We start from the raw sequence: 12980 nt of genomic DNA, 5'->3' as shown, positions 1-12980 counted from the left end.
ATGGCGAAACAGCCGCACCTGCTGGTCGAGGAGGGCGACGTCCACGAGATCGCGGTCATCCCGGGCGACCCGGGCCGGGTCGACCGGATCGCGGGCCTGTGTGACGACAGCGAGCTCGTCGCGCAGAACCGCGAGTACAAGGTCGTCAACGCGAGCTACGAGGGGACCGACCTCACGATTTGCTCGACCGGGATCGGCTGCCCGTCGGCCGCGATCGCTGTCGAGGAGCTCTCGCGGGTCGGTGTGGAGACGTTCCTCCGGTGTGGCACCTGCGGCGCGCTGCAGGCGGAGCTGGAGGTCGGCGACATGGTGGTCGCGACGGGCGCCGCCAAGGAGGAGGGGACGAGCAAGCGGTACGAGTCGGCCGAGTACCCCGCGGTCCCGGACTACGACGCGCTCACGGAGCTCGTCGGCGCCGCCGAGGACAACGACGAGGACGTCCACGTCGGACCGATCGTCTCCGACGACGCGTTCTACAACGAGGACGACGAGTACGTCGACGACTGGAACGACGCGAACCTGCTCGCGATCGAGATGGAGGCCGCGACCGTCTTCGCGCTGGCGCGCCGCAAGGGGCTGCGCGCCGGCGCGATCTGCACCGTCGACGGCAACCTCGTCGCGGGCACGCAGAAGGGCGCGGACTCGGACGACGAGCTGCCGGAGAAGGCCAAGGACAACGTCGAGCGCGCGATCCGGATCACGCTGAACGCGGTCACCGCGCTGTAGACCGGTACCGGGCGTTCCCGAGCGCGACCTACGCGTCTTCCGCTCGGAACTCCACCATCGTCAGGTCCCGGTCGAGCGCGCAGGCGTCGTGCGGCGGCTCGCCGAGCACCTGGTCGATCACGCGCTCGTCGTCGAAGTCGGCGCCGTCGGGGACGCAGTACCCGTGGCTCGGGCACTCGGTGTGCGGGCACGGCCCCGCGAGCGAGACGCGACTGCCGGCGTACGCCTGCTTCGACGGGACGTTCGCGGGGACGGGCGCGGGCTCGACCTCGACCGCCCGGACGCCGGCGTCGTGGACGGCGCAGTCGAGCGTCTGGGCGTTCTCCCGGATACCCGTCACGCGGTACCGGGTTCCCTCGGAGAGGTTGAGACACTGGCTCCGGTAGGGGCATCCCTCGCAGTCGGGCGACTCGCCCTCGTAGACGAACTCGCGGCCCGTGTCCGCGAGCCGAGTACCGATGAGCGTGACCGTGGTCATAGGCGACACGAGGCTCCGCGCCGCCGTAAGCCTCCCGCCTCGCGGGGGAGTTCGAGGATTCCGGAATGACGGGGACGGAGCGCGCCGGAGGGCAAGACACATCCCCGATCCCCGGCAACGACGACCGAACGAATGATCGCGGCGCTCGCGCGGGACGCGAAACGGGAGGCCGAGGAGACGAACGAGCGGCGCGTCCTGGTGTTCGCCGGCGACCGCGACCGCGGAGTCGACGCCGCCTACGACGCCATCGAGGCGGTCGGACCCGACTCGACCGCCGTCGTCTCGGCCCGCGAGGGGTTCCGGTTCGAGGAGCACCGTCCCCGGAACGCGGACGAGTTGCTCGGGCGCACCCGCGAGGTCGTCGTCCTCGACTGCCACGAGCGGTTCGTCCCCAACGCGCTCGGTCGGTGCGTCGGCGCGGTGGACGGCGGCGGGCTCCTCGTGCTCCTGACGCCCGACCTCGACCTGTGGTCGGAGGTCCGCGACCGGTTCGACGACTCGCTGGCGGTCCCGCCGTACGGCGTCGACGACGTGACCGGCCGGTTCCGCGAGCGGCTCGTCGACACCCTGCGCGTGCATCCGGGGATCGCGATCGTCTCTCTCGGCGCGGACGGGCCCGAGGGCGACCGCGTCGAACGCGACGGGCTCACGGGAGCGGCGACGGAAGGGACCGAGCCGGGGGCGGACCCGGGGGCGGACCCGGGGACTGACCCGGGGACAGGCCCGGGGAGCGAGCCGGCCGTCCCGCCGAACGCGACGTTTCCCGGCGCCGCGTACGAGGCGTGTCTCACGGCCGATCAGGCGCGCGCGGTGCGGGCGTTCGAGTCGCTGTCGACTCCCGGCAACGCGGTCGTCGTCGAGGCGGACCGCGGGCGCGGAAAGTCCAGCGCGGCGGGGCTCGCGGCCGGCGCGCTCGCGCTCGCGGGCGCCGACGTGCTCGTCACCGCGCCCGCGGCCCGGAACGCCGCGGAGGTGTTCGCGCGGGCGAGCGAGCTGGTCGGGGCGGTCGACGCCGAGAGCGGGGGAGGCGTCGCCGAGGGCGGGACCCGCCGCGTCGACGCCCCGGGCGGCGGACGTGTTCGCTACGCGCCGCCCGCCGAGGCCGCGGAGCTGCCCGGCGGTCCGGACGTCGCGATCGTCGACGAGGCGGCCGCGCTCCCGGTGCGGCTGCTGGAGGGCTTCCTCGACGCGTCGCTGTCGGCCGCGTTCTGCACGACGGTCCACGGCTACGAGGGGGCCGGCCGCGGGTTCGCGATCCGGTTCCGCGAGCGCCTGCTCGACGGTCCGCTCGCGGTGCGGGACGTCCGGCTCGACGAGCCGATCCGGTACGCGCGGAACGACCCGGTCGAGGCGTGGGCGTCGCGGGCGCTCCTGCTCGACGCGCGGCCGGCGGTCGACGAGGCGGTCGCGGGGAGCGCGGTCGGGGACGCGACGTATCGGGCGCTCGCTCCCGACGACCTGCTGGCCGACGAGGCCCTGCTCGGGGAGGCGTTCGGGCTGCTCGTCGCCGCCCACTACCGCACCGAGCCGAACGACCTCGCGCGGCTCCTCGACGCGCCGAACCTCGCCGCGCGCGCGCTCGTCGCCGAGGGGCGAGTCGTCGCGGTCGCGCTGCTCGCGCGCGAGGGCGGGCTCGACGCCGAGACGCGCCGGGCGATGTACGAGGGCGAGCGCGTCCGCGGCAACATGGTCCCGGACGTGCTCACGAGCCAGCTCCGCGACGAGGCGGCCGCGAAGCCCCGAGGGATGCGGACCGTCCGGATCGCGACCCACCACGCCGTCCGGGACGCGGGGTTCGGCTCGCGTCTGCTGGCAGAGGTCCACGCCGAGTTCGGAGACGAGGTCGACTACTTCTCGGTCGGCTACGGCGCGACCCCGCGGCTCCTCCGGTTCTGGCGGCGGGCGGGCTACCGGACGGTCCACCTCTCGACGTCCCGGAACGACGCCTCCGGCGAGCACTCGGCGATCATGCTGCGGCCGGAGACCGAGGACGGCCGCGACCTGCTCGCCCGCCACGCCGTCGCCTTCCGGGACCGCGAGCGCGACGGGCTCTCGGACGCCCACCGCGACGTCGACCCCGACGTGGTCGCGGGCGCGATCCGCGCCTGCCCGGCGCCGGTGTCCGTGGACCTGACCGAGACCGAGTGGCGCTCCGTCGTGGGGGCGTCGTTCGGCCCCGGGATGTACGACAGCGCGCCCGGCGCGTTCCGGGACCTGGCGCTGGCGGCGCTGATCGAAAACGCCTCCGAACTCGACGCGCGGGAGCGACGCCTCCTCGTCCGAAAAGTCCTGCAGGGCCGGCCGTGGGAGTCGGTTGCCGACGAGCTCGGCTACGTCTCGACGGCCGCCTGCATGCGCGCGCTCGGGGACGCGTACGAGCCCCTCGTCGAGCGGTACGGGACCGAGTTCGCACTCCGCGAGCGGGAGCGGTTTATAAGCGACTGAGCGACGGAGGAGACGGTTATAAAAAAATCAAAACGGTGGCGCGTGCCGAGGAGCGGCCGCAGGCCGCGAGTCGCACGCGCGAGGGACGCGGCGAACGCGAGCGACGCAGTCGCGAAGCGTGAGCCGCGAGGTTGGGGAGGCGTGAGGCTGCGGTGCGGGTGGGACTTAAAGGGGCAGCCGCGAGGCGGTCGCACGCTCGCTGCGCGCTTCAGTCGCTCACTCCGTTCGCTCTTTCCAGTGCTTACGTCGCCTGCGACCGCCTCGCGGCCGGGGCTGTGGAGGTGTTCGTGTCGATCAGCGATTTGTAAATAAAGACGGATAGCCGAGCGGCTGGGGCTGTGGCAGTGTTCGCCGTCTATCTGCAGTCAACCGCTTACAAACGGTTCTCGCGGCCGGGGTCGACGTCGATCGCGTCAACCGGGCAGACGTCGACACAGAGCATGCAGTCGATACACTGGTCCTCGTCGATCGGGTTCGCCTTCCGCTCGGACTCCGGGTGTCCGGGGGTGTCCACCCACTCGAACACGTCGACCGGGCAGTCCTCCAAGCAGGCGCCGTCGGCGAGACAGATGTCGAAGTCGACGGCGACGTGCGTGCCGCGGATCCCCTGCTTCTCGGGCGGGTCGACGGGACCCCACACGGCGACGCCGTCCTCCTCGCCGACCTGCTCGCGGCTCTGTTCGAAGTTCGGATCGATGGCCATCTTGTCTTCCGCTTCGCCGCTCGGTGGTTTAAACTCCGCGACGCGGGAGCGGGCGAGAACGGCTGCCGCGGTCGAGAACGCCTACGGGGGCGAGCGAGAACGCTTACGGGTGCGCGTAGTACGCGAGCAGGTCCTCCTCGCCGTCCGGTCCGTCGGGCTCGTCGGTCGCGGCCGGCTCGAACGCGTCGATCCGCGCGAAGCCGACGCGCTCGAACTGCACGATCCCGTCGGGGTCGACGTCGGCGACCGCGGGCTCGGCGATCCCGCGGACGTCCCCGGAGACGGTGCGGAGAAGGGTTTCGAGCCCCTCGTCGGCCGGTGCCCAGTGGACCACGTCCACGTCGCCCTCGCGGACGACGTCGATGTCGGCGTCGACGAAGGCCAGCTCGTCGCCCGCGTGCCGGACGCAGCCGTAGCCCTTGAGCCAGACGCGCTCGCCCTCGCTCGGGAGGTCGGAGGACTCGACGACGACCCGGCCCGCGGGCACCTCGCGGTCGCCGCGGTCGGGGTGGTCGGGGTGGAGCGGCGGATGGCCGGCCTCGGGCGCGGGCGCGTCGCCGTCGACGACGGGAAGTTCGACCGCCGGGTCGTCGTCGCGGTCGCGCACGAGGAAGTACCGGTTGGCGTCGTCGTCGATCAGGTCGCGGTTGTTCGCGTACACCGACGACATGGCGAGGTCGACGTCGGAGGTGGACATCCCAAGCTCCGTCATCGAGTCGACGAGGGCCTGCCCCCGAATGCCGCGGCGGCGCATCGAGCGGATCGTCGGCGCGCGGGGGTCGTCCCAGCCCGTGAGCTCGCCGGCCTCGATCAGCTCCTTGATCGTCGACGTGGAGAGCTTCACGTCGTACTCGTCGACCTGGACGTGGCCCCAGTGGAGCACCTCGGGGTACTCCCAGCCGAAGTAGTCGTAGACGAACCGCTGGCGCTTCGCGGAGTCCTGGAGGTCGATCCCGCGGATGATGTGCGTGACGCCCGTGAGGTGGTCGTCGACGCCGGATTGGAAGTCGAGCATGGGCCAGCAGCGGTACTCTGCGGCCTCCTCGCGCGGGTGCGGCGTGTCGATGATGCGGAACGCGACCCAGTCGCGCAGCGCGGGGTTCTTGTGCTCGATGTCGGTGCGCACGCGTAACACCGATTCGCCGGCGCCGTACTCGCCGGCGACCATCGCGTCGAACTCCTCGCGGACCGTCGCGGCGTCCTTTCCGCGGTGCGGGCACGCCTCGGCGTCGTTCTTGAGCGCGGAGAAGGTCTCGGCGGAGCACGAACAGGTGTACGCGCCGCCGGCGTCGATCAAGTCGCGGGCGTGTTCGTAGTAGACGTCGAGCCGGTCGGACGCTTTCAGCACGCGGTCGGCCTCGAAGCCGAGGTACTCGATGTCTTCGAGGATGGCGTCGTACGCGTCGAGGTCGGGCCGCTTCGTCTCCGGGTCCGTGTCGTCGAACCGGCAGATGAACTCGCCGTCGTACCGCTCCTTGTACGTCCCGATCACCGCGGGCATCCGGGCGTGGCCGACGTGCCACGGGCCGTTGGGGTTCGGCGCGGCGCGCATCACGACCTCGCCCGCTTCGGCGTTCGGGAGGTCGGGGAGGACGTGCTCGTCCGCCTCGTCGTCGGCCTCGAGCTCCGCAAGCCTGTCGGGCGCGAGCTCGCCGAGACGCTCGCGGCGTTCGGCCTCGTCCATGCCGGCGACCCGGTTCACGACCGGCGCGACGACCCCCGGGATCTCGTCGCCGTGCGGTCTGAAGTCCGGGTTCTCGCCCATGAGCGGGCCCATGATGGCGCCCACGTCCGGGTCGCTGCCGTGTTTGAGCGCGTTGAACAGCGCGGCTGTCTCGCCGGCCGCCTCGACGCGCTCGCGGAGATCCTCGTCCATGCGCGTGGGTTGTCGGGGTCGGCTCAAAAACACCGCGGAACGGCGGCCCTCGGAGGGCTGAGAGCGGCTGCCGCGGCGGGGACCGCGGACGGAGCGGCGTGGTCCGCGGGCAGGGACGTGAGACACCACCGGTCGGACGCACTTGAACGGCCCAGATCGTTCACGCCGGCGTCGAAGCCGTAGGCGGTTGCTACGGGCGTGAACGGTCGAGAGGCTTATCACGCGCGGCTCCGGTGGCTTGGGGATCGGAGCGGTCCGCCGGGTTGATATCGCGGCGCGCCGTTGATCGGAGCATGCACACGGCAGCGTCTCGGCGCGTCCCGCGAGGAGCGGAGGGGTCGGCGTGGTAGGACCCATGTCGGAGGCGGAACGCGACGCGGGAAACCGGAAGGTCAAAGCCGGGTTCGTCCTGCTCGTGGCCGTCTCGCCGCCGCTCATCGCGCTCCAGTGGAATCCGACGCCGGTCGAGCTGCTCGTCGCCCTCGGCGTCGGGCTCCTGTTGGGACTGCTGGTCGTGTGGTATCTCGGCCGGCTCTCCGCCGAGTTCAGGGAGGGGCGGCGTCGGCCGCCCGGACGAGGCTGAGGGCGAACGATCGAAGGGATCCGACGCGGGAACCCGCAGGCGTCGGGCGGGTGGTACTCCGGGGTGGTCAGCGAAGGAACGGCGAGCGGGTGGTCAGCCGCGAACGGTCAGTCGGCCGCGACGTGAGGCGTCGACTGTGCCAGCTCCAGCACCTCGTCGAAGAAGCCCAGCGAGTCGTGCGGACCGGGGTTCGCCTCGGGGTGATACTGACGGGTGATGACGTCCAGCTCCTCGCTGTCGAGCCCCTCGACGGTGTCGTCGTTGACGTTCACCTGCGTGACCTCTAGCGGACCGGTGTCGGCGACGGTGTAGCCGTGGTTCTGAGTCGTCATCACGACCTTGTCGGTGCGGAGGTCCTTGACGGGCTGGTTGACGCCGCGGTGGCCGAACGCCATCTTCTCGGTCGAACCGCCGAGCGCGCTCGTGATCACCTGCTGGCCGAGACAGATGCCGGCCATCGGGAGATCGCCCGCGAAGGCGTCGACGACCTCGTGGGCGGCGACGAAATTCTCCGGGTCGCCCGGACCGTTCGAGACGAAGAGCACGTCGGGGTCGACCGTGGCGACGTCCTCGGGGGTCGCGTCGTACGGGAGGACGTGCACGTCCGCGCCGCGCTCGGTGAGCGAGGAGACGATTGAGCCCTTCGCGCCGCAGTCGAGCATCGCGACGTCGGCGGCGCCGCCGCCCTCGTGGACGGTCGGCTCCGTCACCGACACCTGCGCGCCGATGTCGACGTGGTCGCTCATCGGCTTGCACGCCTCCATCTCCGCGACCGCGTCCTCTGGGGTCGCGTCCGGTCCGGCGGCGATCCCGCAGGCCATCGCGCCCTCCTCGCGGACGGTGGTGACGATCTCGCGGGTGTCGACGTGGTCGACGGCGGGCACACCCTCGCCGGCGAGCCACTCGGCGACGTCGTCGGTCAGCTCGCGGGCGATCGCCGCGCGCGGCTGGACCGAGTCGGACTCGAACCGCTCGGTTCGGACGCCGTAGTTCCCGATCAGCGGGTACGAGAAGGTGAGGATCTGTTCGGCGTAGGAGGGGTCGGTGAGCGACTCCTCGTAGCCGGTGTACGCGGTCGTGAACACCAGTTCGCCACGGGTGCGCCCCGGCGCACGAGCGCGCGCTTCGAGCACGCGTCCGTCAGCCAGCGCGATGTAGGCGTCCGACATTACGAGATACGTACGTGTATAGGGTAATAAATGCGTCGTTCGTAGATACGTTACGATATTCGTAACGGGTAAGTCGGCGGAGCGAGAGGACGCGGTATGGACGACCTCGATCGCCGGATCCTCTCGATCCTGCGCCGGGACGCGCGAACCCCGTACACCGAGATCGCCGACCGAGTCGGCACCTCGGAGGGGACCGTGCGCAACCGCGTCGACCGCATGACGGAGGAGGGGATAATCGAGCGGTTCACCGTCACCACCCGCACCGGCAACGTGAAGGCGATGATCGAGATATCGGTGGAGATGAACGTCGACACCGCCGCCGTCGGCGAGCGCATGGTGGAGTGGGAGGAGGTGGACTTCGTCTGGCAGGTGTCAGGCGAGGACGACATCGTGCTCGTCGTCGACGCCGTCGACACCCGCGCCGTCAACGAGCTCATCTCGCAGGCCCGCGAGATGGACGAGGTGAAGTCGACGAAGACGCGGCTCATCCTCGACGAGCGGCTCGGCTAGTCCTCAGGGCTGAACGACCGGCGTCGTCGCTATCGGGTCGAAAACAACGAGAGAATTCGAGCGAGCGACACCCGCCCGATCATCGGCCGGAAGCGGCGGCCGCGGCGCGTCTAGTCGAGCGTGCCCTGGCTGACGAGGGTGTCGTCCTCCAGGTAGTGCTCGATGTGGTGGCCGTGCTCCTCGACGTCCATGAGGACCTCGCGGAGCTGCTCTTCGGTGTTGTAGTCGCCGAGGTTGTTGGCGAGCTGGATGTGCTCGCGGAGCATCTCCGTGATGTCGCCGAACATCTCCAGGTCGTTCTCCAGCGACGTCCGGATGTCGTAGGCGTCGGCGTCCTCCGGGCTCACCGGGGCGTGTTCCTCGAAGTTCGCGCCGCCCGAGAGCGGCACGCCGCCGAGCGCCTGCGCGCGCTCCGCGATCATGTCCGCGCCCTCTTCGAGGTCGTCCGCGACCTCACCGAGGTAGACGTGGATGTCGTGGAACTCGGCGCCCTCGACGAGCCAGTGGTGCTTTTTCACCTGGTGGTAGAGAACGTACGTCGCGGCGAGGTCGGTGTTGAGCGCGTCGACGAGCTGTTCGGCCTTCTCTTCGGGGATGCGGAGCGCTTCGCTCTCGTGAACGTCTCCGTAGCGCTGACGGGCCTCTTTTTGGGTGCTCATGTCTACCATAACGTAGGCTCGCTGGTCACTTAACTGTTCTCACTAAGATAATCAGATTTTCATGTGTTGAAACTTATTTTTCCACATTGGACATCAGATCGGAGATATCGAGAAGTCAGCGAGCGCGTCGCGTTCCCTCTGCGTGATCGGTTTCCCGCTCGCCGCGACCGTGATGCGCTGTCTCTCGTCCCGACGGGAACGTCCGTCCTGCCCGTGACGTGGTATCGACTCCGCCCGCGAAGGGAAACGTCTTAATGGACAACGCGCGCAGTTCGTGTGTATGAGCCACGGCGACGACGATCCGGCCGACGCCTCCGAGGAGGCCAACGCCGCAGACGACGCGGAGGAGGAAGCCGACGCCCCGGACGACACGGAGGCAGAGGCCGACGCCCCGGACGACACGGAGGCAGAGGCCGACGCCCCGGACGACGCGGAGGAGGAAGAAGCCGACGCGGAGGAGGAAGAAGCCGACGCGGAGGAGGAAGAAGCCGACGCGGAGGAGGAAGAAGCCGACGCGGAGGAGGAGACGGAGGGAACGGACGAGTCGGCGGACGCGACCGCCGTTCCGACGCGTCCCGACGACGCCACCGAGGAGTCCCTGAACGAGTACCTCGACGAGATCGCGGCGCTGCTCGACGACGCCGAGACGGAGGCGGACCTCGACGACGTCGACGCCCGCCTCGACGACGCCGAGTCGGGGATCGAGGAGGCCGACCTCCCCGAGCCCGAGGAGGACGACGAGGACGCCGACGACCCGCGCGGCGACCTCGAAGACCGCGTCGCGGAGCTCCGGGAGGGCGTCGAGGAGGCGCGAGGCCCCTACGCCGAGGACGTGGTCGACGCGATTGAGGACGCCGCCGCGACCCTCGAAGACACCCAGTGGACCGCCGCGGGGCGCGACGACGCCGCCGACGCGGTGACGGCGTTCGTCGACGACGCCGCCGACGCGGTCGACGAGGCCGTGGACGCGGACGCGATCGAGACGGAGCCGGAGGCCGCGGACCGCGACGCCACAGCCCCCGGCGGCGAAGAGGGGGACGCGGTCGACGACGGTGCGACGGAGGAAACCGACGGCACCGAAGCAGACGACGCCGAAGCCGAAGCAGACGACGCCGACGCCTCCGAAAGCGAGAACGCCCGAATCGCCGTCCTCGTCGACGCCCTCGACGCCGTCGCCGAGGGGATCGAGAGCGCCGACCTCGACCCCGACGACGACGCCGACACGATCGCGGCCCTGGTCGAGGCGACGGACGCCCTCGAGGCTGGACTCGACGACGCCGAAGAGTGGGACGATCTCGAGACGCACGAGCAGCTCCGCGCGCAGGGGTTCTACGACGTGCTCGGCCACTACAAGGACTACCCCGTGGAGTGGTCGGCGCTGAAGGAACACGAGGCGCGCGGCAACGTCGACATGATCCTGCTCGCGCTCGACTCGCTCACCTCCGACTTCATGGAGCGCCACTGCCTCGAATCGCTCGAACGCATGGGCAAGCGCGGGAAGACCGAGGCCTCGCTGGAGGAGCTACTCGGCCGCGCGGAGAAGCGCGACCAGTTCGCGATCCGCATCCTCGGGAAGATGGCCGCCGAGGAGGCGACGGACACCCTCGTCGAGTACGTCTCGGAGGACTCGAACCCGCAGCTCCAGAAGACGACGGTCAAGGCGCTCGGCGAGATCGGCGCGGCCGAGGCGGTCCAGCCGACCGCTGACCTGCTCGACCCCGAGGGCGACACCGACGACCTCGTCCGTCCCCACGCGGCGCGCGCGCTCGGACTCATCGGCGACGCCCGCGCGGTCGACCCGCTCGCGGACGTGCTCGACGGCGACGGCTCGGACGACGTCCGGGCGGCCGCCGGCTGGGCGCTCCGCCAGATCGGCACCCGCGACGCCCTCGAAGCCGTCGCCGAGTACGCCGACGAGCGCTCGTTCCTCGTCTCGACCGAGGCCGAGAAGGCCCGACGCTCGCTCGACGCGGCGTCGGCGACCGCCTGACACCGCCCGCCGTCCGGCCGACCCTTCTTATCCGATGCCGCGGCCAGACCCCGCGTGTCACCCACGCCGTCCCGTCTCGCGAGGGCCCCGAACGCGAGCGTCGCCGTCCTCGCGACCGTCGTCGCCGTCGCGCTCGGGGTGCTCGTCCTGACCGCGGCTGCGCCCGGCGCGGCCGCGGGTAACGCCGGCACCGGCTCGACGCCCCCCGTAACGGGCTCGGGAGACGTCGCCGCGGAGTTGAACGACGAGCCGGAGAACCGGACGCTCGTGGCGACGGAGCCGCGGATCCTCGAGCTGTTCCCGAACCCGACGGCGGCGGAGAACCGCGGCGAGTACCTCGTCGTCCGGCTCCCCGAGCGCGGGAACTGGTCGCTCTCCGACGGCTACTACGAGGCGGAGATTCCGTCGAACGCGAGCGGCGTCGTCGCGCTCTCGATGGACCCCACGAACGCGACGCTCCTGCTCGACGACGAGAACGCGGTCCCCGGCAGCGGCGGCGTCGGCGAGCCGGAGCTCCGCGCGCTCGACGGCTACTTCCCGCTCTCCGACTCCGGGGATCGGGTCGAACTCCGCCGGAACGGGACGGCGGTCGCCGTGGTCGACTACGACCGCGCGCCCGAGGGGCACCGCTGGCGCGCGGACTGGAACGAGTGGCGACCGCGGGGGTACGACCCGCGGCGCGCGACCGACACGGAGAACGCGACCGTGACCCCGTTCGTGCTACCGGACAGCCCGGGGATGCCGGTCGAACCCCTGCGAGCGGCCGACGACCGCCTGCTGCTCGCCGGCTACACCCTCGGGTCCGAGCGCGTCGCCGACCTGCTCGTCGCCGCCGCCGACCGGGGGGTCGAGGTGCGCGTCCTCGTGGAGGGGTCGCCGGTCGGCGGGTTCTCCTCGCGCAGCGCGCGACTCCTCGACCGCGTCGCCGCCGCCGGCGTCGAGGTGCGGGTCCTCGACGGCGACCCCGAGCGGTTCCGGTTCCACCACGCCAAGTACGCGGTCGCCGACGACCGCGGCGTGGTCCTCACGGAGAACTGGCAGCGCTCCGGCTCCGGCGGGCGGACGAACCGCGGATGGGGCGTGGTGACGAACGGATCGGCGGGAGACGAAACGGCCTCCGAGACCACCGCCGACGACCTCGCAGCCCTGTTCCGCGCGGACGCGGCGGCGCCCGACGCCCGGTCGTGGGAGGCGTTCCGCGCCGACGCGGAGTTCCACGGATCGGGAACGGCGAACGGGACGTATCCCACGCGGTTCGGCCCGCCCGAACCGACGGCGGCGAACGTCACGCTCCTGACCGCCCCGGACAACGCCGACGACCGGATCGTCGCGCGGATCGACGCCGCGGACGAGCGCGCGCTCGCCGTCGTCCCGCGAACCGGCGGCCCGGACAATCGGATCGTCCGCGCGCTCCGACGGGCCGCGGAGCGCGGCGTCGACGTCCACCTGCTGCTGTCGGGGGCGTGGTACGACCGCGAGGAGAACCGGGCGCTCGCGGAGACGCTCTCGAACGAGTCGATCGACGTCGCCGTCTCGGAGCCGCGCGGCCGGTACGGGAAGGTCCACGCGAAGGGACTCGTCGTCGACGACACGGCGGTCGTCGGGAGCCTCAACTGGAACGAGGGAGCAGCGACGGAGAACCGGGAGGTGCTGCTCGCGGTCGAGTCGGAACCCGTCGCCGACTTCTACGCGCTCGCGTACGCGGCCGACTGGCGCGGCGGCGGGGTCCACCTGCCGATCGGGCTCCTCGGCGGGCTCGCGGTCGCGCTCGGGGCGGCGGGGCTCGTCGCGCGGCGGGAGGTGTCGTTCGCGTGAGGGGGCGGCGAGGAGAGCGACCGAAC

General features: G+C 71.4%; 11 protein-coding genes. 6 read left to right on the top strand and 5 right to left on the bottom strand.

Translation table 11 applies throughout. The annotated features are described in order from the left end of the window. Positions 1 to 726 (top strand): nucleoside phosphorylase (locus tag U4E84_RS03770; RefSeq protein ID WP_322530764.1); only part of this gene is annotated, 726 nt, incomplete at its 5' end. 28 nt (positions 727 to 754) lie between these two features. Here the strand turns inward: U4E84_RS03770 and U4E84_RS03765 are convergent. Beyond that, a complete protein-coding gene (locus U4E84_RS03765; protein WP_322530763.1) occupies positions 755 to 1204 on the bottom strand; it encodes a UPF0179 family protein in 450 nt (149 codons plus the stop codon). Between the two features lie 132 nt (positions 1205 to 1336). Between U4E84_RS03765 and tmcA the strand changes: the two genes are divergently transcribed. Then, on the top strand, positions 1337 to 3649 hold the full coding sequence (gene tmcA, locus U4E84_RS03760) for a tRNA(Met) cytidine acetyltransferase TmcA (RefSeq protein ID WP_322530762.1): 2313 nt from the start codon (positions 1337 to 1339) through the stop codon (positions 3647 to 3649). Between the two features lie 373 nt (positions 3650 to 4022). On the opposite strand, the gene U4E84_RS03755 is transcribed toward tmcA, so the two are convergent. Beyond that, on the bottom strand, positions 4023 to 4352 hold the full coding sequence (locus U4E84_RS03755; protein WP_322530761.1) for a ferredoxin family protein: 330 nt from the start codon (positions 4350 to 4352) through the stop codon (positions 4023 to 4025). A 103-nt stretch (positions 4353 to 4455) separates the two neighbouring features. Further along, positions 4456 to 6228 carry a glutamate--tRNA ligase gene (locus tag U4E84_RS03750; RefSeq protein WP_322530760.1) on the bottom strand — a complete coding sequence of 591 codons (1773 nt, stop codon included), beginning with the start codon at positions 6226 to 6228 and terminating at the stop codon, positions 4456 to 4458. A 355-nt stretch (positions 6229 to 6583) separates the two neighbouring features. On the opposite strand from U4E84_RS03750, the gene U4E84_RS03745 reads away from it, so the two are divergent. Then, positions 6584 to 6811 carry a hypothetical protein gene (locus U4E84_RS03745; RefSeq protein WP_322530759.1) on the top strand — a complete coding sequence of 76 codons (228 nt, stop codon included), beginning with the start codon at positions 6584 to 6586 and terminating at the stop codon, positions 6809 to 6811. Positions 6812 to 6918: 107 nt separating this feature from the next. Here U4E84_RS03745 and carA read toward each other — a convergent pair whose 3' ends face one another. Further along, positions 6919 to 7980, bottom strand: a complete 1062-nt coding sequence (gene carA, locus U4E84_RS03740; RefSeq protein ID WP_322530758.1) for a glutamine-hydrolyzing carbamoyl-phosphate synthase small subunit — start codon at positions 7978 to 7980, stop codon at positions 6919 to 6921. A 96-nt stretch (positions 7981 to 8076) separates the two neighbouring features. Here carA and U4E84_RS03735 point away from each other — a divergent pair, with 96 nt between their 5' ends. Further along, positions 8077 to 8490: an Lrp/AsnC family transcriptional regulator gene (locus tag U4E84_RS03735; RefSeq protein WP_322530757.1), complete on the top strand. Its 414-nt coding sequence runs from the start codon at positions 8077 to 8079 to the stop codon at positions 8488 to 8490. 110 nt (positions 8491 to 8600) lie between these two features. Here the strand turns inward: U4E84_RS03735 and dpsA are convergent, their stop codons facing one another. Continuing rightward, positions 8601 to 9149, bottom strand: a complete 549-nt coding sequence (gene dpsA / locus U4E84_RS03730; protein ID WP_322530756.1) for a DNA starvation/stationary phase protection protein DpsA — start codon at positions 9147 to 9149, stop codon at positions 8601 to 8603. Between the two features lie 280 nt (positions 9150 to 9429). Here dpsA and U4E84_RS03725 point away from each other — a divergent pair, with 280 nt between their 5' ends. Further along, the gene (locus tag U4E84_RS03725) at positions 9430 to 11139 is read left to right on the top strand and encodes a HEAT repeat domain-containing protein (RefSeq protein WP_322530755.1); all 1710 of its coding nucleotides are present in this window, start codon (positions 9430 to 9432) and stop codon (positions 11137 to 11139) included. A gap of 54 nt (positions 11140 to 11193) precedes the next feature. Then, positions 11194 to 12954 (top strand): phospholipase D-like domain-containing protein, encoded by a 1761-nt coding sequence (locus U4E84_RS03720; RefSeq protein ID WP_322530754.1) that lies wholly within the window; start codon positions 11194 to 11196, stop codon positions 12952 to 12954. Positions 12955 to 12980: the final 26 nt, after the last annotated feature.

Origin of the sequence: Halorubrum sp. AD140, from assembly GCF_034497445.1 — an archaeon.
GTDB lineage: Archaea > Halobacteriota > Halobacteria > Halobacteriales > Haloferacaceae > Halorubrum.
The sequence above is the reverse complement of the archived record's forward strand: the minus strand, read 5'-3'. Positions and strand labels throughout refer to the sequence as shown.

Excerpts from the sequence above, each read along its gene's own strand:
- U4E84_RS03725 (WP_322530755.1), top strand. The coding sequence starts at position 9,430 with ATGAGCCACGGCGACGACGATCCGGCCGACGCCTCCGAGGAGGCCAAC.
- dpsA (WP_322530756.1), bottom strand. The coding sequence starts at position 9,149 with ATGAGCACCCAAAAAGAGGCCCGTCAGCGCTACGGAGACGTTCACGAG.
- U4E84_RS03745 (WP_322530759.1), top strand. The coding sequence starts at position 6,584 with ATGTCGGAGGCGGAACGCGACGCGGGAAACCGGAAGGTCAAAGCCGGG.
- U4E84_RS03755 (WP_322530761.1), bottom strand. The coding sequence starts at position 4,352 with ATGGCCATCGATCCGAACTTCGAACAGAGCCGCGAGCAGGTCGGCGAG.
- U4E84_RS03765 (WP_322530763.1), bottom strand. The coding sequence starts at position 1,204 with ATGACCACGGTCACGCTCATCGGTACTCGGCTCGCGGACACGGGCCGC.
- U4E84_RS03735 (WP_322530757.1), top strand. The coding sequence starts at position 8,077 with ATGGACGACCTCGATCGCCGGATCCTCTCGATCCTGCGCCGGGACGCG.
- carA (WP_322530758.1), bottom strand. The coding sequence starts at position 7,980 with ATGTCGGACGCCTACATCGCGCTGGCTGACGGACGCGTGCTCGAAGCG.
- U4E84_RS03750 (WP_322530760.1), bottom strand. The coding sequence starts at position 6,228 with ATGGACGAGGATCTCCGCGAGCGCGTCGAGGCGGCCGGCGAGACAGCC.
- tmcA (WP_322530762.1), top strand. The coding sequence starts at position 1,337 with ATGATCGCGGCGCTCGCGCGGGACGCGAAACGGGAGGCCGAGGAGACG.